Below are 21361 nucleotides of genomic sequence, written 5' to 3'. Positions count from 1 at the left end.
TGGGCCCACTATGGATTGGGTTTACATCGAGGATATCTCCGCCCACGACGGCCAGGACGTCGAGATCCGCGGCTGGGTCTACAACAAGCGCTCCTCCGGCAAGGTCCGCTTCCTCCTCGTCCGCGACGGCACGGGCATCATCCAAGCCACGGCTTTCAGCGCCGAGAAGGACTCCCTGCTCTTCCAGCAGTTCGACCGCCTGACCCAGGAATCCTCGCTCATCGTCCGCGGCCGGGTCCGGGCCGACACGCGCGCCCCGGGCGGCTTCGAGCTGTCCATGGCCGAGCTCGAGATCGTCCAGATCGCCGCGGACTACCCGATCACGCTCAAGGAGCACAGCACCCCGTTCCTGATGGAGCACCGTCACCTCTGGCTGCGCTCCTCGCGGCAGCACGCCATCCTGCGCGTCCGGGCCGAGGTCATCAAGGCCATCCGCGACTTCTTCGACGGCCGCGGCTTCCGCCTGATGGACACGCCCATCCTGACCCCGAGCGCCTGCGAGGGCACGACGACGCTCTTCGAGACCGAGTACTTCGACCAGAAGGCCTACCTCAGCCAGAGCGGCCAGCTCTACAACGAGGCCACGGCCATGGCCTTCGGCAAGGTCTACTGCTTCGGGCCGACGTTCCGGGCCGAGAAATCGAAGACCCGCCGCCATCTCATCGAGTTCTGGATGTGCGAGCCCGAGGTCGCCTTCGCCACGCTCCAGGACATCATGGCCCTCGGCGAGGACCTGATCATCTTCATCATGGAGCGGGTCCTGACCAGGCGCCGGATCGAGCTCGAGACCCTGGAGCGGGACCCCAAGCCCCTCGAGGCCATCAAGAAGCCCTTCCCCCGCCTGACCTACGACGAGGCCGTGCCGATCCTGCGGGAAAAGGGCTCGACCATCGAGTGGGGCGGCGATTTCGGCGCGCCCGAAGAGACCATCATCTCCGAGCTCTACGCCTCGCCCGTCTGCGTGACGCACTTTCCCACGGCCATCAAGGCCTTTTACATGCAGCCCGCTCCGGAGAACCCCGACGTCGTGCTGGGCGTCGACTTCCTGGCCTCCGAGGGCTACGGCGAGGTCATCGGCGGCGGCCAGCGCATCCATGACCCGGTCCTGCTCGAGAAGCGGCTCGAGGAGCACAAGCTGCCCCGCGAGGCCTACGAGTGGTATCTCGACCTGCGCAAGTACGGCAGCGTCCCGCATTCGGGCTTCGGCATGGGCATCGAGCGGATGGTCTCCTGGATCTGCGGCGTCAAGCACATCCGCGAAACGATCCCCTTCCCCCGGCTCCTCTACAGGATCTATCCTTGACCCGGCCGACGCGCGGCGCCCCGGGCGTCCGGCGCGCCGGGAAAACGATCGCCCTCATCAGCCTCGGCTGCGCCAAGAACCTCGTCGACAGCGAAGTGATGCTCGGGGCGCTGAAGAAAGCGGGCTACCGGCCGCTGGCCCATCCGGACCGGGCGGACGTCGTCATCGTCAACACCTGCGGCTTCATCGGCCCGGCGCGCGCCGAGGCGGAGGAGACGCTGGCCCGGGTCCTGCGGCTGAAACGGGACGATCCGGCCAAAAGGATCGTCGCCGCCGGCTGCTACGTGGAGCGCGACGAAGCCGGGCTGCGCGCCAAGTTCCCGGGCGTGGACGCCTGGACCGGCGTCAGGGCGTTCGATGATATCGCCGCCATCGTGGAAGGGCGCCCGTCCCCTCCCGCCGCCGGGACATTCCTTTATACCGACGCTTCGCCCCGGGTCGTCACCAGCCCCGGCGCCTGGGCCTATGTCAAGGTCTCGGAAGGCTGCTCCCATCGCTGCGCGTTCTGCGCCATCCCTCTCATCAAGGGGCCCTACGTCTCCAGGGACCCGGCCTCCGTCGTCCGCGAGGCCCGGGCCCTGGCCTCCCTGGGCGTCAAGGAGATCGACCTCGTCTCGCACGACACGACCTGGTTCGGCCGCGACCGCGGCCGCCGCGACGGCCTGGCCGGCCTCCTCGACCGGCTGGCGCGCGTCAAGGGCCTGGCCTGGATCCGTTTCCTGTACGGCTATCCAGGCGCCGTCAGCCCGGGGCTCCTGGAGGTCATGGCCGACCCGAAGATCTGCCGCTACTTCGACCTCCCGTTCCAGCACGCCGATCCGGGGGTCCTCAAGGCCATGGGCCGGGGAACGGACGGGGCCCGGTCCCTCGCTCTGGTCGAGCGCATCCGGACGCGGCTCCCGGGCGCGGCCGTCCGGACCTCCCTCATCGTCGGCTTCCCCGGCGAGGGCCGGAAGGAATTCGCCGCTTTGCGGCGCTTCGTCGAGCAGGCCCGCTTCGACCACCTCGGCGTTTTTTCCTACTCGCCCGAGGAAGGGACGCCGGCCTGCCGCCGGCCAGACACCGTCCGCCCCGAGGAGAAAGAGGAGCGCCGGCGCGAGATCATGGCCCTCCAGGCCGGGATCTCCCGGGCCCATAACGAAGGCCGCGTCGGGCGGACGATCGACGTCCTCGTCGAGGGCCCGGACCCCGAGGCTCCCGGGCGCTGGATCGGGCGCGGCCGTTTCCAGGCGCCCGAGGTCGACGGCGTCGTCCGCTTCAGCCTGCCGGCGGGATGGCCCGAGCCGCCCGCGCCGATCGTCCCGGTCGAGATCGTCTCCGCGGGAACGTACGATCTCGAAGGGAGGCTCGTCCCATGAAGGTCATCGGCCGCGTCCTGGCCACGTTCTTCGGACTCGGCCTGGCTCCCTTCGCCCCGGGCACGGTCGCCAGCGCCGCCGCCGCGCTTCTCTACCGCTTCTTCCTCCGCGGCCTGGCCGCGCCGCTCTACGCGCTCGCCGTCGCCGCCGTCTTCTTCGGCGGCGTCGCTGTCTCCGGGCGCTACGCCCGCGAGCTCGGCCGGACCGACCCCGGACGCATCGTCGTCGACGAGGTCTGCGGCCAGCTCGTCGCCCTGGCCTTCCTGCCGGCGGGCTGGATCACCGTGGCGGTCTCGTTCGCCCTCTTCCGCTTTTTTGATATCATCAAGCCCTGGCCCATCCGCCGGCTCGAGCGGCTTCCGGGCGGCTGGGGCATCATGGCCGATGACGTCGGCGCCGGGCTCGTCGCGGCGGTCCTCGCGCGGCTGGTCCTGCTCGTCGTTTGAGGCCCGGAGGTCGATCCATGAAGATCGAGATCATCGCCGTCGGCTCGGAGCTCATGACGCCGGACTTCCTGGACACGAATTCGCTGCGGCTGACGGCCGGGCTGAATGACATCGGCTTGGGGGTGGCCTTCAAGACCATCGTCGGCGACGGCGAGCGCGATCTGTCGGTCGCCCTGCGCACGGCCCTCGCCCGGGCGGGCCTGGTCCTGTGCATGGGCGGCCTCGGCCCGACCGAGGACGACCGGACCCGCGAGACCCTGGCCAGGGTGCTGCGGCGCAGGCTCGTTTTCCGGGCCTCGATCCGCGAGAAGATCCGGGAGAGGTTCCGTCGCCGGGGCTGGCCCATGGCCGCCTCGAACCTCAAGCAATGCTACGTTATCGCCGGGGCCGAGGTCCTGGACAATCCCAACGGCACGGCCCCGGGCCAGTGGGTCGAGACCCGGCGGAACCGGATCGCCCTCCTGCCCGGCCCGCCCCACGAGATCCTGCCGATGTTCGAGAAGGACGTCCTCCCTCGTCTGAAGGGACTCGGGCGCGGCCTGTCGGCGCGGCGGGTCATCCGGCTGACGGGCCTGGGCGAATCGGCCATGGAGATGCGGCTGAAGCCGGTCTACGCCATGGTGCGGTCCGGGGTGACCGTGACCACCCTGGCCGTGCCCGGCGATCTCTCGATCCGCCTGACGTATACCGGAGCCGGTCCCGGGGACGCGGCCGAAGCGCGGTTGGACGAGCTCGGGAGTGTCGTCGAGCGGGCGCTCGGCCCCTGGATATATTCCCGGGACGGACGGGGCCTCGAGGAGGTCGTCGGGGGGCTCCTTCGGGAGCGGGGCCTGACCATCGCCTGCGCCGAATCCTGCACCGGCGGCCTCATCGGGCACCGGCTGACCGAGGTCCCCGGCAGCTCGGAGTATTTCCTCGAGTCCGCGGTGACCTACTCCAACCGGGCCAAGACGAAGAGGCTGGGCGTGCCGACCGCCCTCATCGAGCGCCACGGCGCGGTCAGCGCGCCCGTGGCCCGGGCCATGGCCCTCGGCATCCGCAGGACCGCGGGCGCCGATATCGGCCTGGCCGTCACCGGCGTGGCCGGCCCCGGCGGCGGCACGGCCCGCAAGCCCGTCGGCCTGGTCTACATCGCCGTGGCCCGCGGCCGCGGCGCGGCGGTCGAGTGCTGCCGCTTCGCCGGCGGCCGCTCGCAGGTCAAGTTCCAGTCCTCTCAGAAGGCGCTCGACCTGATAAGAAAAAGCCTTCTCCCGCGGCCGCCGAAGGCCTTATAATAGCCCGCGTGGATATCGTGAGAGCCTTCATCGCCATCGACCTCGCCCCGGAGATCAAGGAGCGCCTCCAGTCCCTCGTCGGGGAGCTCCGGGCTGCCCGGGCCGATGTCCGCTGGATCGAGGCAAACGGGATGCACCTGACGCTCAAGTTCCTGGGCGAGATCGACGACGACCGGGCGCTCCGGGTCCGGGAGGCCTTGGCTTCGGCGGCTTCCCGCCATCATCCTTTCTCCCTGCGGCTCGAGGGCACCGGGGCCTTCCCGACCGAGAGGAGCCCGCGGGTCCTCTGGGCGGGCTGCGCCGCGGGGCCGGAGCTGGCCGCCCTGCAGGAGGATCTCGAGCTGGCGCTCGAGGCCGAGGGCTTCGAGCGCGAGGCCCGGGCTTTCAAGCCCCACCTGACGCTCGGCCGGGTCAAGGGACCGGGCCGGATCGACAAGGCCATGGCCGAGCTGGCCAGGCATCGCGATGAATCCTTCGGCGCCATGACCGTCGGCAAGATCATCCTGTTCGAGAGCCTGCTTCGCCCCCAGGGCGCCGAATACCGCTCCATCGCGGAGGCGATCCTGTCATGAGGATCCTGATGATCATCGCTTCGTATCTCGCCGGGTCCATCCCGACCGGTTACCTGCTCGTCCGGCTGGCCGGGAAGAAGGACGTCCGGAAATACGGCAGCGGCGGCACGGGGGCGACCAACGTGTTCCGGCTCAAGGGCTGGAAGACGGCGCTGCCGGTGGCCGTGATCGACGTCGCCAAGGGGTTCCTGCCGGTCTTCCTGGCCTCGAGGTGGTTCGCCGACCCCGTCTTCGCGGCGTTCTGCGGGCTCGCGGCCGTCGCCGGCCACTGCTTTCCGTTCTCCATCGGCTTCCGCGGCGGCAAGGGCGTCGCCACTTCCCTCGGCGTTTTCGCGGCCATCGCCTGGGCCCCGTGCCTGGGCTGCCTGGGCCTGTTCTTCCTCATCGTCGGCCTGACGCGCTACGTGTCGCTGGGCTCGATCATCGCCTCGCTCGCCTTTCCCCTGACCGTTTTCGCCACGGGGGGCTCCCGGCCGGCGGCCGCCGTCGCCCTGGCCATCGCCCTCCTGGTCATCGCCCGCCACCGCGGGAACATCGGGCGCATCCTGGACGGCACGGAACGAAAGCTTGGAGAAAAGGTCTCATGAACGTTTCCGTTCTTGGCGGCGGCAGCTGGGGGTCGGCCTTCGCCCGCTACCTCGGCTCGATCGGCCTGCCGGTATCGTTGTGGATCCGGGAAGAGGACATCTACCATGAGGCTCTCGAGACCCGGGAGAACAAGGCTTTCCTGCCCGGCTTCCGTTTTCCCGAGGCCGTGAGCTTCAGCGACGACGCCCGCGCGGCGGCGGCGGCCGGCGACGCCGTCTTCATCGCCGTTCCCTCGCAGTTCTGCCGGGCCGTCTACGCCCGGATCGCCCCGGTCCTGCGGCGGGACCAGGTCGTGGTCAGCCTGACCAAGGGCTTCGACAAGAAGACCCTGATGCGGATGAGCCAGGTCATGGAGGAGGTCTTCCGGCCTCAGATCCGCCCTCGCCTGGCCGTCCTGTCCGGCCCGAGCTTCGCCAAGGAGGTCGCCGCCGGCCACCCCACGGCCCTGGTGATCGCCTCGCGCGATCCCGGCGCGGCCCGCGAGGTTCAGCACCTCATCTCCAGCGTGGCCCTTCGGGCTTACACCTCGACCGACGTGACCGGTGTCGAGGTGGCCGGGGCGCTGAAGAACGTCGTCGCCATCGCCGCCGGCATCGCCGACTCGATGAAATTCGGCCTGAACACCCGGGCCGCGCTGATCACCCGGGGCCTGGTCGAGATCACCAACCTCGGGCTGGCCCTGGGGGCCCGCCGGGAGACATTCTCCGGCCTGGCCGGGATCGGCGACCTCGTCCTGACCTGCACCGGGGAGCTGAGCCGCAACCACCGCGTCGGCCATGAGCTCGGCCGGGGACGGAGCCTCCGGGAGATCCTGGCCGGGATGCGCATGGTCGCCGAGGGCGTCCACACGACCGTGGCCGCCCGCCGCATCTCCCGGGCCCTCGGGGTGGAGATGCCCATTTCCGAAGAGATCTACCAGGTACTCTACCGCGGCAAGTCGCCCCAGAAAGCCGTGGAAGAGCTGATGTGCCGGACGCTCAAAGCGGAGTGACGGCCGGGGATCACCAGGTCAAGGAGGAGACGGATGCGAGTCAAAGCCATAGCCGTCGTGACGATTTGCGCCAGCCTCGCTTTCTGCGCCTCGTCGCAGGCCAAGGTGCAGCGGGCCCGGGAGAAGGACCCCAAGTACCAGTACAACCTCGGCTTGTTCTACCTGAACCAGAGCGACATCGACAACGCCGTCAGGTACCTGGTCAAGTCCCTGACCCTCGATACCCGCTACTACCTGGCCTGGAACGCCCTGGGGCTGGCCCATTCCATGCGCGGGCGCCTGGACGAATCGGCCAAGGCCTACCAGAAATGCCTGGAGATCAATCCCAGGTTCACCGAGGCCCACAACAACCTGGGCACGGTCTACCAGGGGATGAACCAGCTCGACAAGGCCGAGGAGGAGTTTCGCAGGGCCCTGGCCGACCTGACCTATCAGAATCGGGAGCTTCCCTACTGCAATCTGGCCCGGCTCTATGTCCTGCAGGGCCGGCTGGACGAGGCCCTCGATAACGCCGACAAGGCCATCCAGATCAAGCCGCGCCTGGCCATGGCCCATAATATCCGCGGCCAGGTCCTGGAGAAGAAGAACGACCTCGACGGCGCCGTGTCCGCCTACGAGGCGGCCGTCAAGATCGTGCCCGAGGACCTGCTCTTCAATTACAACCTGGGCGCGGCCTGCTTCAAGAACGGGGACTACGCCCGGTCCAAGGAGGTCTTCCTCAAGATCCAGGGGAAGATCACGGACCCGGACACGCGGGATACGATCGCCCGCTATCTGAGGCTGATCGGCGAACAGAAATAGTCCGCCCGCGGCCCCGGCCGCGGGTCAGGTGCCTTCCTGCCAACCCGCGAGGTATTTCTTCTGAGCCGCCGTCAGCTTGTCGACCGCGGCGCCCATCGACGCGAGCTTCATGGCCGCGATCTCCCGGTCGATCTCCTCGGGCACCGGGAAGACGGACTTGGGCAGGCTCTCGGCCTGCCCGAGCAGCCAGCGCACGCTCAGGGCCTGGTTGGCGAAGCTCATGTCCATGACCATGGCCGGATGTCCCTCGGCCGCGGCCAGGTTGATCAGGCGCCCTTCTCCCAGCAGGTGGATGCGGCGGCCGTCCGCCAGCGTGTACTCGTCGACGAAATCGCGCACCCGCCGCTTAGAGCGGGCCATGGACTCGAGGGCCGGGATGTCGATCTCGACGTTGAAATGCCCGGCGTTGGCCACGATGGCCCCGTCCTTCATGAGCCGGAAGTGCTCCTTGCGGACGACCGCCTTGTTGCCGGTGACGGTCAGAAAGATGTCCCCGAGCGGCGCCGCGTCGGCCATGGGCATGACCTCATAGCCGTCCATGACGGCCTCGATGGCCCGGATGGGGTCGATCTCGGTGACGATGACATGCGCCCCGGCTCCCCGGGCCCGGAGGGCCACGCCCCGGCCGCACATGCCGTAGCCGGCCACGACGAAGCGGAGCCCCGCCAGGAGGACGTTGGTGGCCCGGAGGATGCCGTCGAGGGTGCTCTGGCCGGTGCCGTACCGGTTGTCGAAGAGGTGTTTCGTCTGGGCGTCGTTGACAGCGACGATGGGATAGCGGAGGACGCCGCTCTTGGCCATGCTCTTCAGCCGGATGACCCCGGTGGTCGTTTCCTCGGTCCCGGCCAGGATGCCGGGCAGGAGGTCCTGCCTCTTGGAATGCGTCACCGAGACCAGGTCGGCGCCGTCGTCCATGGTGATGGTCGGACGGTGCTCGAGGGCCTGGAGGATGTGGCGGTAATAGGTCGCGGGGTCCTCCCCCTTGATGGCGAAGACCGGTATCTTGTGATGCTTGACCAGGGTGGCCGTGATGTCATCCTGGGTGCTGAGGGGGTTGGAAGCGCAGAGGCGGACGTCGGCCCCGCCGAGCTTGAGGGCCTCCATCAGGTTGGCCGTCTCCGAAGTGACGTGCAGGCAGGCCGCGATGCGGACGCCCTTGAGAGGCCGTTCCTTGGCGAAGGCGCTCTTGATCGCCTCGACCACGGGCATGGACCGCGCGGCCCATTCCATCCTCAGCTTGCCCTTCCCGGCCAGGCCCGGGTCCTTGATGTCGCAATCCATAGGATTCTCCCTTCGGACCGGCCGCCCGGCCCTGAGTTTCCGGCCCAAAATAGCACATTCCAGAGGGGTTTTCAACGGCGGGGCTTTGTGTTATTGTTAGGCTTTGTCCGGCTCCAGGACGTCATCGAAAGAAATGAGGAAAACGGCCCAGACCCTTATCTTGGCCGCCTTGATCGCGTTTCCCGGGCCGATGTCCGCGGAGGCGCAGGAGGCCGCCGCGGCGCCGTTCCCCTTTGCCTTCCAGACCTACCGGCTGCGCAACGGGCTGCGGGTCGTCCTGGCCGAGGATCCCCGTCTTCCGCTGGTGACGGTGGCCGTCGGCTACGCGGCGGGCTCCCTGCGCGAGAAGCCGGGCCAGGAGGGCCTGGCCTACCTCCTGGAGAACCTGATGTTCCAGGGATCGGAGAACGTCCCCCCCTTGCAGCACCTGACCTACGTCCAGAAGGTCGGGGGGGAGCTCAATGCCACGACGACGCCCGACAAGGCCCTGTTCTACGAGACCCTGCCTTCGAACCAGCTGCCCCTGGCCCTGTGGCTCGAATCCGACCGGATGAAGTCCCTGGTCATCACGCCGGCGGCCATCGAGCGGACGCGCTCGGAGCTGGTCGACGAATACAAGGCCCGGACGGCCGCCGACCCGTATTACGCCACTTTCTCCCAGTTCGACATGCTCCTCTTCCCCGACCCCCTCTACGGGCATCCCCTGGTCGACGCGAACCTGGCCGGGATCGCCGAGGCCGACGTCCTGGAGTTCCACCGGACCTATTATGTCCCGAACAACGCCGTGCTCTGCGTGGTCGGCAACATCGATCCCGGCCGCGCCCGGGAGCTCGTTGCCCGCTACTTCGAGACCATCCCGTCCGGACCCGATGTCCCTGCCGTGCCGCCTTCGCAGTTCCAGCGCCTGAACGACGCGGTCGTGCGCTTCGCCCGGATCCCGGGCGGGAACGCCGGCTTTCACATGGGCTTCCGCTTCTCCCCCCTGCAGCCGGGCGACTCGGAGTGCCTGCGGCTCCTCGAGTACGTCCTGCTCGACGGCGAAACGTCGCGGCTGCGGAACCGGCTGCTGCGGCGGGACCTGACGGCCCGCTATCTGACCGGCGGCCTGGACGAGCGGCCGGGCGTCGGGACCCTGAAGATCTTCGCCTTCTGCACCAACGCCATCCTGGTCGCGCGCTCCGAGAAGGCCGTCCTCTCCGAGATCGACAAGCTCAAGACGAACACGGTCTCCCAGGACGACATCAACAAGGCGAGGCGCCGGCTCAAGCAGGACTACTACGACCGCCTCTCGACCAATATGGGCAAGGCCCGCTTCCTCGTCGATGCCTTCCTCGCGGGACAGGACCAGGAGGCCATCCGGCGGGATCTCGGCCGGGTCCTGAGCGTCAGCCCCCAGAACCTGCTCAGCTTCGCCGCCAAGTATTTCATCCCGCAGAACCGCGTGGTCCTGGAGTTCGGGCCGCAATGAGGACAGCGACCGTCCCCCGCCGCAGGCTCGGCCCGGCCGCCGTGGTCCTGATTGCCGCGGCCGCGGCCGCGCTGGGGCCGGCCCGCCCGGCCGGCGCCCAGGAGCGTTTCCGCCGGACGCCTCCCCTGCCCGACGCCCAGCCCCTGGAGCTGCGCCTGCCCCAGGTCGAGACGTTCGTCCTGGCCAACGGCCTGACCGTGGCCGCGGCCCGCCGGCCCGAGACCCACCTGGTCACCCTCCAGATGGTCATCCGCGCGGGCGTCGTCGACTCTCCGGCCGGCCGGCCCGGAGTGGCGGACGCGACGGCCCGCATGATCGGCAAAGGGACGAAGATGCTCTCGTCCGAATACATCGAGAACATGATCGAATCCATCGGGGCGGATTTCTCCGCCACCGTGTTCATGGACTATACCGTCCTGACGATGACCGTGCTGGAAGAATCTCTCGACCGGGCCGTCTACATCCTCCGCCTGATCACCCTCGAGGCGTCGTTCAGCGAGCGCGAGCTGGCCGGGGTCCGCCGCTCGGCCTTCTGGGAGATGCAGGGACGGAAAAAGGACCCCGAGGTCCTGGGCTGGATCCAGCTCCTGAGCGTCCTCTTCGAGAACCATCCCTACCACGCGGCGGCCTACAGCGAGAAGGCGATCAAGTTCATCACCACCCGCGACGTCGAGGCCTTCTATAACCGCTTTTACCGGCCGGGCAACTCGGCCATCATCGTCTCCGGCCCGATCGAGGGCGCGGCCATGGCCCAGAAGATCGGCAGCCACTTCGGCGCCTGGTCCGGCCCCTCGCCGGAATGGATGCCGCCGCCTCCGCCGCCCCAGAACACACGGGACCGGATCTGCTATGTCGAGGATCCGGACCTCGACGCCGCCACGGTCTTCGCCGGCAACATCGTCATGGGCTCCTCCAATCCGGACTTCTACCCGGTCCTCGTCCTCAAGCAGGTCCTGGGCGGGACGACCATGAACCGCCTGTTCCAGAACCTGCGCGAGGATAAGGGCTACGCCACCTATGCCTTCAGCGAAATGGAGGTGTTCGCGTCCTGCGGGGTCTATTGGGCCCGGGCCCGGGTCCACCCGGAATCCCTCGGCCCGGCCGTCCGCGAGATCCTCGGGGAGATCAGCGACCTGGCCACCGGGCCGGCCGTCCCCTCCGAGATCGAGGAGGCCAAGTCCTACCTTGTCGGGAGCCTGCCCCTGCGGCTCGAGTCGCCCGGCGGCTTCGCCGAATGGCTGGCCCGCTATATCGCGCTCGGCCTCGGCCAGGGCCAGTGGGACCGCGGACCGGAGGAGATCAAGCGCGTGGATACCGAGCTGGTGCGGCTCGCCGCCCGCAAGTACCTGGCGGCCAGGCCCGTCGTGGTCATCGTCGGCCGTCCCGAATGGATAGGAGCCTACCTCGGCGATCTCGACGCGATCGAGGTCTACGACGCCGCCGGCCAGTTCAAGCACACCCTGCGCAAAGGAGAAGTCCGATGAAGCTCGTCGAATGCGTCCCCAACTTCAGCGAGGGCCGGGACCAGGAGAAGATCCGTTCCATCACCCTGGAGATCGAGGCCGTGCCCGGAGTGAAGCTGCTCGACGTCGACCCGGGCGCTTCCACCAACAGGACGGTCGTGACCTTCATCGGTCCGCCCCAGGCCGTCGCCGAGGCCGCCTTCCGGGCCGTGGCCAAGGCCGCCGAGGTCATCGACATGCGCGGTCACTCCGGTGCGCATCCGCGCCTGGGCGCCACCGACGTCTGCCCCTTCGTGCCCGTCTCGGGCGTGACCATGGAGGACTGCGTCCGCCTGGCCGCCGAGGTCGGCCGGAGGATCGCCGACGAGCTGGGCATCCCCGTCTATCTCTACGAGGCGGCGGCCCGCAAGCCCGAACGGCGGAACCTGGCCACGGTCCGGGCCGGCGAGTACGAAGGCCTGCCCGAGAAGCTCAAGGACCCGCGCTGGGCCCCGGACTTCGGCCCGGCCGTTTTCAACCCCAAGTCGGGGGCGACCGTCGTCGGCGCCCGAGAATTCCTCATCGCCTACAACTTCAACCTCAACACCCGCGACCGCAAGCTGGCCCACGAGATCGCCCTGAGCCTCCGCGAGAGCGGCCGGGCCAGGCGCGACAAAGAGGGCAATATCGTCAAGGACGCCAGGGGCAATACGGTCAAGGTCCCGGGCAAGTTCAAGGAGGTCAAGTCGGTCGGCTGGTACGTCGAGGACTACGGCCTGGCCCAGGTCTCGGTCAACTTCACCAACTACAAGGTCACGCCGATCCACGTCGTCTTCGAGGAGGCTTCGCGCCTGGCCGCCAAGCTGGGCCTGCGCGTGACCGGCAGCGAGCTGGTCGGGCTCATTCCCAAGGAAGCCCTGTTGATGGCCGGCCGCTATTACTTCGAGAAGCAGGGCAAGAGCCCGGGCGTTCCGGACGCGGAGCTCGTCCGCATGGCCGTCCGGTCGCTCGGCCTGAGCGACGTCGTGCCCTTCGAGCCGGAGAAGAAGATCATCGAATTCCAGGTCGGCGAACCGGGCCCGGCCCTCGTTGGCATGACCCTGCGCGGCTTCGCCGACGAGCTGTCGATGGATTCCCCGGCCCCGGGCGGAGGGAGCGTCGCGGCCCTGTGCGGGGCCCTGTCCGCGGGCCTGTCGGCCATGGTCGCCAACCTGACGGTCGGCAAGAGGGGCTATGAGGACGTCAGCGCCGGCCTGGCCGAGGCGGCGGTCAAGGCCCAGGCCCTCAAGGATTCGCTTCTGGAGGCGGTCGACCGGGACACCAGGGCCTTCAACAAGGTCATGGAGGCCTTCCGGCTGCCCAAGACGACCCCGGAGCAGGCTCAGGAGAAGGACCGGGCCGTCGAAGCGGCCAACAAGGAAGCCACGCTCGTGCCCCTCGAAGTGCTTGAAAAGGCCGTCGAGGCGGCCCGGCTGGCCCGGACGGCCGCGGCCGGGGGGAACAGGAATTCGATCAGCGACGCCGGCGTCGCGGGCCTGACCGCTCAAGCCGCCGGCGACGGGGCTTATTACAACGTCCTCATCAACCTCCAGGGGATCAAGGACCCGCGGTTCGCGGATGGGACGCGGCGGAAGGCCGCCGGCTTCAAGAAGGCCCTCGACAAGGAAGGGAAGGCCGTCAGGGAGATCGTGTCCAGGGCGCTAGCCGGGCCAAAAAAGGACTGACCGCGGCCGGCCCTATCCGGCGGCGGGCGGCGCGCCTCTCCCCTTCTTCAGAGCGAAGAGGAGGACGAAAGCCAGGAAGCAGAGGATGACGATGGCCGCCGAGGCCGGGACGTTGAGAGCCAGCGACAGCCCCAGCCCGCCGGCCACGCCGATGACGGCCACGGCCGCCGAGACCGTCACGGCCGTGCGGAAGCTGGCCGCGACCTGCAGGCCGGCCGCCGCCGGGATGACGATGAGCGCGGCCACCAGCAGGATCCCGGCCACCTTCATCCCCAGAACGACCGTCACCGCGGTCAGCACCATCAGCAGCGTGTCCAGCCGGCCGACCCTGATGCCGGCGGCCCGGGCCGATTCCCGGTCGAAGGTCATGAACAGGAGCCGGCCGTAGTTCAGCCGGACCGTGATCAGGACGGCCGCCGCCAGGCCGACGGCCAGCCAGACCTCGAGCGGCGCGATGGCCAGGACGTCCCCGAACAGGTAGGACATCAGCTCGACGTTGAAGCTCCGGGCCAGCGAGGCGAGCAGGATGCCGACGGCCATCCCCAGGCTGCTGAAGATGCCGATGGCCGTGTCCCCGTGCAGGCCGGCCCGGCCCTTGAGCTTGACCACGGCCAGGGCGGCCCCGACGGAAACGGCCAGGGCGGCCGCGAGAGGCAGGATGTTCAGGAACAGGCCCAGGGCCACCCCGGCGAAGGCGATGTGCGACAGGCCGTGGCCGATCATGGCGTCCTTCCGCAGGACGAGGAAAACGCCCAGCACGGCGCAAGCGACGGCGATGAAGACACCAGCCAGGAAGGCCCGCTGGAGGAAGCCGTAGGCGAGGAGCGCGTGCATGGGCGTCTCAGTGCTCGTGGGAGACGAGATGGCCGCGGCCGATCATCTCGCGGAACGCGTCCGAGCGGCAGAAGCCTTCGTGGTCCCCGTGATAGACCAGCCTCTGGTTGACGCAGGCCACCCGGTTGACGTGCTTGTTGACGATCCCGATGTCGTGGGTGACGAGAACGATGGTCAGGCCCTGGGTCCGGTTCAGCCGGTCGAGAAGGTCGTAGAAGGCCGTCTGCGTCTCGGCGTCGACGCCGGTCGTCGGCTCGTCGAGGAAGAGGATCCGGGGCCCGGTCACCAGGGCCCGGGCGATGAAGACCCGCTGCTGCTGGCCGCCCGAAAGCCGGCCGATCGAGGCCTTGGCGAATTCGGCCATGCCGACGACGTCGAGGGCCCGGCGGACGCGTTCGCGGGCCTCGCGGCCCGCCAGGCGCTTCAGGCGCCCGCCGGCCAGGAGGGCCATGCGGACGACCTCCTCCACCGAAGCCGGGAAGTAGGGATCGACGTGGGTCGCCTTCTGGGGAACGTAGCCGATCTTGTCCCAAGCCGTGAACTCGCCTGGCGGATGTCCGAACAGCTCGACCCGTCCCTTCGAGGGGCGGAGCAGGCCGAGGATGAGCTTGACCAGTGTGGTCTTGCCGGAGCCGTTGGGCCCGATAACGGCCAGGAAATCCCCCTTCTTGATGGTCAGGTTGACGTCGATCAGGGCGGGGGCCCCGTCATAGGAAAAAGACACGTCGCGAAGCTCGACCAGGCTCATGGCCTCACCGGCACCCCAGGCCGTCCTTGAGCGCGGCCAGGTCCTCGCGCATGAGATCGAAAAAGCCGGTTCCGCGCTCCTGTTGTTCACGGGTCAGATTGTGGCCTGCCTGGAGGACGATGACCCGGCCTCCGATCTCGCGGGCCAGGGTCTGAGACAGGCCCGGCGGCACGGAATTCTCGAAGAAGACCGTCCGGATGCCCTTGGCCCGGCAGTGATCGATGGCCTTCATCAGGTCCTGGGGCCTGGGCTGGGCGTCCGGGCTGAGCCCGTAGAGAGCGGACTGGACGAGGCCGTAGCGGCGGGCCATATAGCCGAAGGCGGCGTGCCCGGCCAGGACCAGGTCCCGGCCGCGGCAGCCGGCCAGGCCCTCGCGGAAGTCCGCGTCGAGCTGCCGCAGGCGGGCGGCCAGCCGTCCGGCGTTGGCGGCGTACTCGGGGCCGCCGGCCGGATCGATCCGGGCGAGCTCTCCGGCGATCCGCTCCACGATGCGGATGTCGAGATCGAAATCGAGCCAGACGTGGGGATCGAGGGCGCCGTGGCGGTGCTCCGCGCCATGCTCATCGCCGGGCTCCCCGCCGGGCTCGTCCCCGGGGACGGCCAGTCCGCCGGCCGCCTCCAGGGTCCTGATCCGGCCCTTGGGAAAGGCCTTGAGCAGGTCGGGCAGCCAGGGCTCGAGACCGGAGCCGATATAAAGAAGCAGGTCGCATTCCGACAAACGGGCTATATCGCCGGGCCGCGGCTGCCAGGTATGGACGCCGGCGCCGGGCGGCAGCAGGAGCGAAGCCTGGCCCCGGCCGCCGGCCACCTCGGCCGCGAACTCCTTGAGCGGGAAGACCGTGGCCAGGATGCGGACCTTGGCCGGCGGCGCCGCGGGGGCGGCGGACAGGGTCAGGAAAAAGGCCAGGACGATGCGCGCGACGGCTCTCATCGGCCCGATTATACCCTCCGGGCCGGCTTGAATCCACCGGTAATTTGTGGCATCATTCGGTTTCGGCAAACCATCCGCAAGGAGAATGATATGGCCGCATCCCTAAATGAACTCGAACCCCGGCTTCTGTGGAAGCATTTCGCCAAGATCCTGACCATCCCGCATTGCTCGGGCAGCGAGAAGGCCATCGGCGACTACGTCCTGTCCGTGGCGGCGTCGCTCGGCCTGCCCGCCAGGCGCGACAAGGTCGGCAACGTCCTCGTCAGCAAGCCCGCGACGCCAGGCCGCGAAAGCGCCGTCGGGGTCATCCTCCAGGGCCACCTCGACATGGTCTGCGAGAAGAACTCCGACAAGGCCCACGATTTCTGCAAGGATCCCATCCAGGCCGAGATCAAGGGCGAATGGGTCTACGCCCAGGGCACGACCCTCGGCGCCGACAACGGGATCGGGCTGGCCGCGGCCCTGGCCGTGCTGGAGGACAAGACCCTGGTCCATGGCCCCCTCGAATGCCTGTTCACCGTCGACGAGGAGACGGGCCTGACCGGCGCCAACAAGATCCAGAAAGGCTTCCTGGCCGGCCGGATGCTCCTAAACCTCGACAGCGAGGACGAGGGCACCTTCACCATCGGCTGCGCCGGCGGCGCGGATTCGACGCTGGCCCTGCCGCTCGAACGGAAGAAAACGGCTTCGAAGAACCTTTACAGGCTCCATGTCCACGGCTTCCGGGGCGGCCATTCCGGCCTGGATATCAACCAGGGCCGGGGCAACGCCATCAAGCTCCTGGCCCGCGTGCTGGCCCAGGGCCAGGCGGCGGCCAAGTTCGAGCTGGTGAGCATCGAAGGCGGCAGCAAGCACAACGCCATCCCCCGCGAAGCGGTCGCCATCCTGGCCTGCCCGCCCGTCCAGGTCCGGGCCATGACCGCGGCCTTCAAGAAGGCCTTCGACAAGATCAAGGTCGAGTACAAGGCGGTCGAGCCCGGCGCTTCTTATGCCCTCACGGAGGCGGCCGGCAAGGACTATGCCCTGACCCGGGACTGCCAGCGCGCCCTGATCGATTTCCTCATGGCCGTGCCGCACGGCGTCATCGCCATGCATCCCGAGATCGCCGGGCTGACCGAAACGTCGACCAACCTGGCCATCGTCAAGACGGGCAAGGCGGCCCTCGAGGTCCTTTGCAGCACCCGCAGCTCGGTCGCCTCGGCCCTCGAGGCCGCGCGCGACGTCATCCAGTCCGTCTGCGCCCTGGCCGGGGCCAGGGCCGAGTTCCACGGCGGCTATCCCGGCTGGATGCCCAACCTCGACTCCGCACTCCTCAAGAAGATGAAGGAGCTCTATGCCGGGACGTTCGGCAAGGAGGCCGAGGTCGTGGCCGTCCACGCCGGGCTCGAGTGCGGCATCATCGGCGAGAAATACCCGGGCATGGACATGATCTCGTTCGGCCCGACCCTGAAGAACCCGCATTCGCCCGAGGAGCACGTCCACGCCGGCTCGGTCGAGAGGTTCTGGAAGCTGCTGACGGCGGCCGTTGACGGCCTGTCGGCATGAACAGACGGAAATTCCTGGCTTTGGCGGGCGCCGCGGGCGCGTTAGCGAACCGGGCCTTCGCCGGCCTCTCAAGGAGCATCAGCATGAAGAAGCAGGTCCAGACCGACAAGGCGCCGAAGGCCATCGGCCCCTATTCCCAGGGCATCATCGCCAACGGCTTCGTCTTCTGCTCGGGCCAGATCCCCCTGGACCCGGCCACGGGCGAGCTCAACAACGGCCCTGTCGAGGAGCAGACCCGGCAGGCCCTCAATAACGTCGCGGCCGTCCTGGCCGCGGCCGGTTCGTCGCTCGACGACGTCGTCAAGACGACCGTCTTTCTCCAGGACATGAACGATTTCGGCAAGATGAACGCGGTCTATGCCGAGTTCTTCAAGGCCCCGAACCCCGCCAGGGCGGCGATCCAGGTGGCCCGGCTGCCGCGCGACGTCAAGGTGGAGATCGAGGCCATCGCCCTCGTCAAGTGACGGCCTGGCCGGCGGCTGGCCGTTCGCCAGGCCGCCGGGGAGCCTCGTTGCTGTGGACCGTGACGAGGGGCTCGTGTAAAATAGGATCGCTATGCCCCTTTATGAATTCGAATGCAGGAAGTGCGGCAAGAGGTTCGAGTGCCTCGTCGCCGTCGGCAAAGAGAAGGACGCCGTCTGTCCCGGGTGCGGGTCCGGCGAGGTCCGGAAGATGATCTCCGGCTTCGGGATCGGCGGCGGCTCAAGCCGCCTCAAGGCCTCGTCTTCGGGCTGCCACAGCTGTTCGTCCAAGTCCTGCAGCACCTGCCACTGAAGCGTCGCAGCCAGCCTCTTGTCTTGACTTCCCTCCCCGGTTGACGATCTAATAGGCGTCCGCCATGGAACGCCGTCCGAACGCCGCCTCGATCTCGCCTCCGCCTCATCCGGAAATAAGATCTGGAGGACGGCGGCCTTGGCCGTGTCCGTATCGCCGAAAAAGGAGATCGATGATGAAGACGCGATCGTTCGCCTCTCTGGCTGGCGCCCTGCTGATCATGCTCGCCTCGGCCGCACCCCCGGCTTGCCCCGGCGGCGCGGACGCCGCTTCGCTGGCCATGCCGGTCCGGGGGGTCTGGATGCATCCCGGCCTGTTCGGCCCCGACAGGGCCAAGGCCGTCGAGGCGATGCGGACGACCCTCGACGAATATGCCAGGGCCGGCATCAACACCCTGATCATGCTGGTCAAGGACACCTCGGGACGCGTCTATTACGCCAGCGAGATCGGCGTTGGCGATCCGGCTTATGACTGGGACTTCTTCGGGACGTTCCTGGCCGAGGCCAAAAAGCGCAACATGGAGGTCCACCCCTGGTTCTGCGTCTTCCCGGAATCGGCCATCCTGGGCCAGGTCCGTCAGCACCCGGAGTGGCTGATCGAGTCGCCGCGGCGGGAGATGGTCGCCGCCGTCAATCCCGCCCTGCCCGCCGTCCGGGCCTACGAGATCAGCCTGATGCTCGAGGTCGTCCGCAAGTATGACGTCGGCTGGGTCCACCTCGACTACATCCGCTATCCCTGCGAGCCGACGGAGCCGTTCTTCGGCTTCGACGGCGAGACGCTGCGGCTGTTCCGCGAGGACACCGGCGTGGACATGGCCGCGGTCAAGGCCCGCGACACGGGCAATCCCGCCTGGAACGTCTGGCTGCGCTGGAACACAGGCCGAGTGACCGTCTTCGTCCGCGAGCTCAAGGCCGCCCTGGCCGGCACGGGCCGGAAGGTCAGGATCAGCGCCGCCGTCTTCCCCGACGCCGTCAACGCCCGGGTCATGATCGGCCAGGATTGGGCCGCCTGGGGCCGCGAGGGCCTGGTGGACATGCTCAACCCCATGATCTACACGAACGACATGAAGCTCTACGAGGCGCTGACCCGGGAGGCCGTGGGCGACGGCCGGGGGCAGGCGCTCGTCTGCCCGGGCATCGGCATCGGCACTTCGCACAACCAGAACACGCCCGAAGGCATGCTCGAGCAGATGCGGATCAGCCGGGCCCTCAAGGCCGACGGCGTTGTCTATTTCTCGTCGTCGAGCCTGAAGCGGCCCTTCCTCGACGCGCTCAAAGCCCAAAAATAGGCGTTAGATCTTCTTCAGCTTGGCCTTCTCGATGAGCAGCATGCCCTGGTAGGAGACGTAGTTCAGGAGGATCATCACCCGCTCGCTGTCGCCGGCTTCCTTGCGGAAGATCCCCTTGAGCCCCTTGAGCGGGCCCTCGACGACCTCTATCTCGTCGCCCACCGCCGGCTCCTCGCCGTACCTCTCGAAGACGATCAGCCCGTCGCGCTCGCGGCCCCTGATGCCCTCGACGATCTCCCCCGGGATGGGCACCGGGCCGTCGTCGTTGCCGACCACCCGCTTGACGCCGCGGGTGTATTTGACCATCTGGTACTGCCGGGGGAACTCGAACCGGAGGAAGGCGTAGCCCGGGAAGAACGGGACGACCCGCTTCTCCCGGACGTACTTCGGACAGTAGATGGTGAAGCCGCCCTCGATGAAGAGCCGCTCGACCTGGCCCTCCTTCTTGGGCCTGGTGTTGATGACGTACCAGCGCTCCATTGGACGGGCGCGGTCCTTAAGCCCGGCAGGCCTTTTCGACGTCGCCGGCCGACTTGGGAATGGCCGGCCCGAGGACCTTGCGGCCCTTCTCGGTGACCAGGACGTCGTCCTCGATGCGGATGCCGCCGAAATCGAGGAACTTCTCGACCGCGTCGTAGACGATGAAGCCCCGGTGCCTCTTCTCCTTGCGCCACTGGGCGAACAGGGCGGGGATGAAGTAGAGGCCGGGCTCGACGGTCATGACATGGCCGGGCTTGAGCTCGCGGGCCATGCGCAGGTAGGCCAGGCCGAACTGCTGGCTCCGCTCGATCTTCTCGCCGTAGCCGACGTGGTTCTCGCCGTAGTCCTCCATGTCGTGGACGTCGAGGCCGATGTTGTGGCCGAGGCCGTGCGGGAAGAAGAGGGCGTGGGCGCCGGCGGCGACCGCCTCGGCGGCATCGCCCTTCATCAGCCCGAGGCCCTTCAGCCCGTCGGTCATGATCCGGGCCGTCTGGAGATGGATGTCCCGGAAATTGACTCCCGGCCTGATGGCCCTGATGGCCGATTGCTGCCCGGCCAGGACGATCTCGTAGACGGACTTCTGGCGGGCGTTGAACTTGCCGCTGACCGGGATGCTCCGGGTGATGTCGGAGGCGTAGCCGCTGGGCGCCTCGGCGCCGCAGTCGCAGACCAGCATCCGGCCCCGGGCCAGCAGGTTATCGTGCGAGTGCATATGGAAGATCTGGCCGTTGACGGTGACGATGGGCGGGAAGGCCAGATGCATGCCGTACGCCAGGGCGATCCCCTCCATGGCCCCGGAGACCTGGTATTCGTAGCGGCCCGGCTTGGCCAGCTTCATGGCCGCCAGGTACATCTCGCGGCTGACGGCCACGGCGGACTCGATCTCGCGGATCTCCTCCCTGGACTTGATGATCCGCTGGTCGACCGAGGCCTTGATGAACGCGGCCGAGGCCCTGGCCTTGAGCTCCGGGACAGGGATGCCAAGAAGCTCGCTCAGGACGATCTTGTTGTCCGGCCGGTACGGCGGCAGGTAGTGAACGGTCCTGCCGGCGGCCAGGGCCTGACGCACGTCCTGGTCGAAAGCGGCCCGCGGCCTGGTCCGCCGGACGCCGGCCTCGAGGGCCCGGTCCTTGATCTTGGGCAGCTGGCCCTCCCAGATGATGTCCTCGATGCCGATGTCGGTGCCGTAGATGGTGTCCCTGCCCTCGTCGGCGTCGACGATCGCCGCCAGGCCCGGCGAAGCGAGGCCGAAGTAATAAAGGAACGAGCTGTCCTGGCGATAATGGTAGGTGTTGGCCGGGTAATTCATCGGGGCTTCCTCGTTGGCCAGGAAGATCATCAGGCCCGAGCCGACCGACTTCCTCAGGAGCCTGCGTCTCTCGATATAGGTCGCCGCTTTGAACATCGTCCACCTCCTTGGATGGTCTCTATGGATTCTATCATAGCCGGCGCCCGGCGCGCGAGGAATGCGTGAACGGGGCTCTCAATTCGTTTGAATCGCCCGGACGGGGAT

21 protein-coding genes are annotated in these 21361 nt (G+C 68.2%); 15 read left to right on the top strand and 6 right to left on the bottom strand.

Annotation, left to right across the window (positions count from 1 at the left end; genetic code table 11):
- Nucleotides 1–10 precede the first annotated feature (10 nt).
- The 8 genes from asnS to ABFD52_03030 are packed head-to-tail and all read left to right on the top strand — an operon-like array spanning nucleotide 11 to nucleotide 7333.
- Nucleotides 11–1303 (top strand): asparagine--tRNA ligase, encoded by a 1293-nt coding sequence (asnS, locus tag ABFD52_03065; protein MEN6559740.1) that lies wholly within the window; start codon nucleotides 11–13, stop codon nucleotides 1301–1303.
- Nucleotides 1300–2661: a 30S ribosomal protein S12 methylthiotransferase RimO gene (gene rimO / locus ABFD52_03060; GenBank protein MEN6559739.1), complete on the top strand. Its 1362-nt coding sequence runs from the start codon at nucleotides 1300–1302 to the stop codon at nucleotides 2659–2661. The genes asnS and rimO overlap by 4 nt, the downstream gene beginning before the upstream one ends.
- A complete protein-coding gene (locus ABFD52_03055) occupies nucleotides 2658–3107 on the top strand; it encodes a phosphatidylglycerophosphatase A (GenBank protein MEN6559738.1) in 450 nt (149 codons plus the stop codon). The genes rimO and ABFD52_03055 overlap by 4 nt, the downstream gene beginning before the upstream one ends.
- Before the next feature lie 17 nt (nucleotides 3108–3124).
- Nucleotides 3125–4381 (top strand): competence/damage-inducible protein A, encoded by a 1257-nt coding sequence (locus ABFD52_03050; protein MEN6559737.1) that lies wholly within the window; start codon nucleotides 3125–3127, stop codon nucleotides 4379–4381.
- An 8-nt stretch (nucleotides 4382–4389) separates the two neighbouring features.
- A complete protein-coding gene (thpR, locus tag ABFD52_03045; GenBank protein ID MEN6559736.1) occupies nucleotides 4390–4953 on the top strand; it encodes an RNA 2',3'-cyclic phosphodiesterase in 564 nt (187 codons plus the stop codon).
- A complete protein-coding gene (plsY, locus tag ABFD52_03040; GenBank protein ID MEN6559735.1) occupies nucleotides 4950–5540 on the top strand; it encodes a glycerol-3-phosphate 1-O-acyltransferase PlsY in 591 nt (196 codons plus the stop codon). The genes thpR and plsY overlap by 4 nt, the downstream gene beginning before the upstream one ends.
- Nucleotides 5537–6532: an NAD(P)H-dependent glycerol-3-phosphate dehydrogenase gene (locus ABFD52_03035; GenBank protein ID MEN6559734.1), complete on the top strand. Its 996-nt coding sequence runs from the start codon at nucleotides 5537–5539 to the stop codon at nucleotides 6530–6532. The genes plsY and ABFD52_03035 overlap by 4 nt, the downstream gene beginning before the upstream one ends.
- Before the next feature lie 33 nt (nucleotides 6533–6565).
- Entirely contained in the window at nucleotides 6566–7333 is a 768-nt protein-coding gene (locus ABFD52_03030; protein MEN6559733.1) for a tetratricopeptide repeat protein, read from the top strand.
- A gap of 24 nt (nucleotides 7334–7357) precedes the next feature.
- On the opposite strand, the gene ahcY is transcribed toward ABFD52_03030, so the two are convergent.
- Entirely contained in the window at nucleotides 7358–8614 is a 1257-nt protein-coding gene (gene ahcY / locus ABFD52_03025; GenBank protein MEN6559732.1) for an adenosylhomocysteinase, read from the bottom strand.
- Nucleotides 8615–8747: 133 nt separating this feature from the next.
- On the opposite strand from ahcY, the gene ABFD52_03020 reads away from it, so the two are divergent.
- Genes ABFD52_03020 through ftcD form a run of 3 tightly spaced genes read left to right on the top strand, consistent with a single transcriptional unit; the run spans nucleotide 8748 to nucleotide 13248 of the window.
- Complete coding sequence (locus ABFD52_03020) at nucleotides 8748–10082, top strand: pitrilysin family protein (GenBank protein MEN6559731.1); 1335 nt, start codon at nucleotides 8748–8750, stop codon at nucleotides 10080–10082.
- Nucleotides 10079–11566, top strand: coding sequence for a pitrilysin family protein (locus ABFD52_03015; protein ID MEN6559730.1), 1488 nt, complete (start codon nucleotides 10079–10081; stop codon nucleotides 11564–11566). The genes ABFD52_03020 and ABFD52_03015 overlap by 4 nt, the downstream gene beginning before the upstream one ends.
- On the top strand, nucleotides 11563–13248 hold the full coding sequence (ftcD, locus tag ABFD52_03010) for a glutamate formimidoyltransferase (GenBank protein ID MEN6559729.1): 1686 nt from the start codon (nucleotides 11563–11565) through the stop codon (nucleotides 13246–13248). The genes ABFD52_03015 and ftcD overlap by 4 nt, the downstream gene beginning before the upstream one ends.
- 12 nt (nucleotides 13249–13260) lie before the next feature.
- On the opposite strand, the gene ABFD52_03005 is transcribed toward ftcD, so the two are convergent.
- Genes ABFD52_03005 through ABFD52_02995 form a run of 3 tightly spaced genes read right to left on the bottom strand, consistent with a single transcriptional unit; the run spans nucleotide 13261 to nucleotide 15761 of the window.
- Complete coding sequence (locus ABFD52_03005; protein ID MEN6559728.1) at nucleotides 13261–14082, bottom strand: metal ABC transporter permease; 822 nt, start codon at nucleotides 14080–14082, stop codon at nucleotides 13261–13263.
- Nucleotides 14083–14089: 7 nt separating this feature from the next.
- Nucleotides 14090–14830, bottom strand: a complete 741-nt coding sequence (locus tag ABFD52_03000; GenBank protein MEN6559727.1) for an ABC transporter ATP-binding protein — start codon at nucleotides 14828–14830, stop codon at nucleotides 14090–14092.
- 4 nt (nucleotides 14831–14834) lie between these two features.
- Complete coding sequence (locus ABFD52_02995) at nucleotides 14835–15761, bottom strand: zinc ABC transporter substrate-binding protein (GenBank protein ID MEN6559726.1); 927 nt, start codon at nucleotides 15759–15761, stop codon at nucleotides 14835–14837.
- 90 nt (nucleotides 15762–15851) lie between these two features.
- Between ABFD52_02995 and ABFD52_02990 the strand changes: the two genes are divergently transcribed.
- The 4 genes from ABFD52_02990 (at nucleotide 15852) to ABFD52_02975 (ending at nucleotide 19368) form a co-directional block, all read left to right on the top strand.
- A complete protein-coding gene (locus ABFD52_02990) occupies nucleotides 15852–17306 on the top strand; it encodes an aminoacyl-histidine dipeptidase (protein MEN6559725.1) in 1455 nt (484 codons plus the stop codon).
- Nucleotides 17307–17389: 83 nt separating this feature from the next.
- Entirely contained in the window at nucleotides 17390–17770 is a 381-nt protein-coding gene (locus ABFD52_02985) for a RidA family protein (protein MEN6559724.1), read from the top strand.
- A 91-nt stretch (nucleotides 17771–17861) separates the two neighbouring features.
- Complete coding sequence (locus ABFD52_02980; protein ID MEN6559723.1) at nucleotides 17862–18080, top strand: zinc ribbon domain-containing protein; 219 nt, start codon at nucleotides 17862–17864, stop codon at nucleotides 18078–18080.
- Between the two features lie 175 nt (nucleotides 18081–18255).
- Nucleotides 18256–19368 carry a family 10 glycosylhydrolase gene (locus ABFD52_02975; GenBank protein MEN6559722.1) on the top strand — a complete coding sequence of 371 codons (1113 nt, stop codon included), beginning with the start codon at nucleotides 18256–18258 and terminating at the stop codon, nucleotides 19366–19368.
- A gap of 3 nt (nucleotides 19369–19371) precedes the next feature.
- On the opposite strand, the gene ABFD52_02970 is transcribed toward ABFD52_02975, so the two are convergent.
- Both ABFD52_02970 and ABFD52_02965 read right to left on the bottom strand, forming a co-directional pair.
- The gene (locus tag ABFD52_02970) at nucleotides 19372–19848 is read right to left on the bottom strand and encodes a transcription termination/antitermination NusG family protein (protein MEN6559721.1); all 477 of its coding nucleotides are present in this window, start codon (nucleotides 19846–19848) and stop codon (nucleotides 19372–19374) included.
- Nucleotides 19849–19864: 16 nt separating this feature from the next.
- Nucleotides 19865–21253, bottom strand: a complete 1389-nt coding sequence (locus tag ABFD52_02965) for an aminopeptidase P family protein (protein MEN6559720.1) — start codon at nucleotides 21251–21253, stop codon at nucleotides 19865–19867.
- Nucleotides 21254–21361 lie beyond the last annotated feature (108 nt).

Source organism: Acidobacteriota bacterium (assembly GCA_039683095.1).
In the GTDB taxonomy this organism is placed as follows: domain Bacteria; phylum Acidobacteriota; class Aminicenantia; order Aminicenantales; family Saccharicenantaceae; genus RBG-16-66-30.
Note: the sequence above shows the minus strand (reverse complement) of the source record. Positions and strands in the feature narration are given on the sequence as shown.

What these genes read in the sequence shown, in the direction of transcription:
- asnS (MEN6559740.1), top strand. Translation starts at nt 11, where the DNA reads ATGGATTGGGTTTACATCGAGGATATCTCCGCCCACGACGGCCAGGAC.
- ABFD52_03055 (MEN6559738.1), top strand. Translation starts at nt 2,658, where the DNA reads ATGAAGGTCATCGGCCGCGTCCTGGCCACGTTCTTCGGACTCGGCCTG.
- ABFD52_03050 (MEN6559737.1), top strand. Translation starts at nt 3,125, where the DNA reads ATGAAGATCGAGATCATCGCCGTCGGCTCGGAGCTCATGACGCCGGAC.
- plsY (MEN6559735.1), top strand. Translation starts at nt 4,950, where the DNA reads ATGAGGATCCTGATGATCATCGCTTCGTATCTCGCCGGGTCCATCCCG.
- ABFD52_03035 (MEN6559734.1), top strand. Translation starts at nt 5,537, where the DNA reads ATGAACGTTTCCGTTCTTGGCGGCGGCAGCTGGGGGTCGGCCTTCGCC.
- ABFD52_03030 (MEN6559733.1), top strand. Translation starts at nt 6,566, where the DNA reads ATGCGAGTCAAAGCCATAGCCGTCGTGACGATTTGCGCCAGCCTCGCT.
- ahcY (MEN6559732.1), bottom strand. Translation starts at nt 8,614, where the DNA reads ATGGATTGCGACATCAAGGACCCGGGCCTGGCCGGGAAGGGCAAGCTG.
- ABFD52_03020 (MEN6559731.1), top strand. Translation starts at nt 8,748, where the DNA reads ATGAGGAAAACGGCCCAGACCCTTATCTTGGCCGCCTTGATCGCGTTT.
- ABFD52_03015 (MEN6559730.1), top strand. Translation starts at nt 10,079, where the DNA reads ATGAGGACAGCGACCGTCCCCCGCCGCAGGCTCGGCCCGGCCGCCGTG.
- ftcD (MEN6559729.1), top strand. Translation starts at nt 11,563, where the DNA reads ATGAAGCTCGTCGAATGCGTCCCCAACTTCAGCGAGGGCCGGGACCAG.
- ABFD52_03005 (MEN6559728.1), bottom strand. Translation starts at nt 14,082, where the DNA reads ATGCACGCGCTCCTCGCCTACGGCTTCCTCCAGCGGGCCTTCCTGGCT.
- ABFD52_03000 (MEN6559727.1), bottom strand. Translation starts at nt 14,830, where the DNA reads ATGAGCCTGGTCGAGCTTCGCGACGTGTCTTTTTCCTATGACGGGGCC.
- ABFD52_02995 (MEN6559726.1), bottom strand. Translation starts at nt 15,761, where the DNA reads ATGAGAGCCGTCGCGCGCATCGTCCTGGCCTTTTTCCTGACCCTGTCC.
- ABFD52_02990 (MEN6559725.1), top strand. Translation starts at nt 15,852, where the DNA reads ATGGCCGCATCCCTAAATGAACTCGAACCCCGGCTTCTGTGGAAGCAT.
- ABFD52_02985 (MEN6559724.1), top strand. Translation starts at nt 17,390, where the DNA reads ATGAAGAAGCAGGTCCAGACCGACAAGGCGCCGAAGGCCATCGGCCCC.
- ABFD52_02980 (MEN6559723.1), top strand. Translation starts at nt 17,862, where the DNA reads ATGCCCCTTTATGAATTCGAATGCAGGAAGTGCGGCAAGAGGTTCGAG.
- ABFD52_02975 (MEN6559722.1), top strand. Translation starts at nt 18,256, where the DNA reads ATGAAGACGCGATCGTTCGCCTCTCTGGCTGGCGCCCTGCTGATCATG.
- ABFD52_02970 (MEN6559721.1), bottom strand. Translation starts at nt 19,848, where the DNA reads ATGGAGCGCTGGTACGTCATCAACACCAGGCCCAAGAAGGAGGGCCAG.
- ABFD52_02965 (MEN6559720.1), bottom strand. Translation starts at nt 21,253, where the DNA reads ATGTTCAAAGCGGCGACCTATATCGAGAGACGCAGGCTCCTGAGGAAG.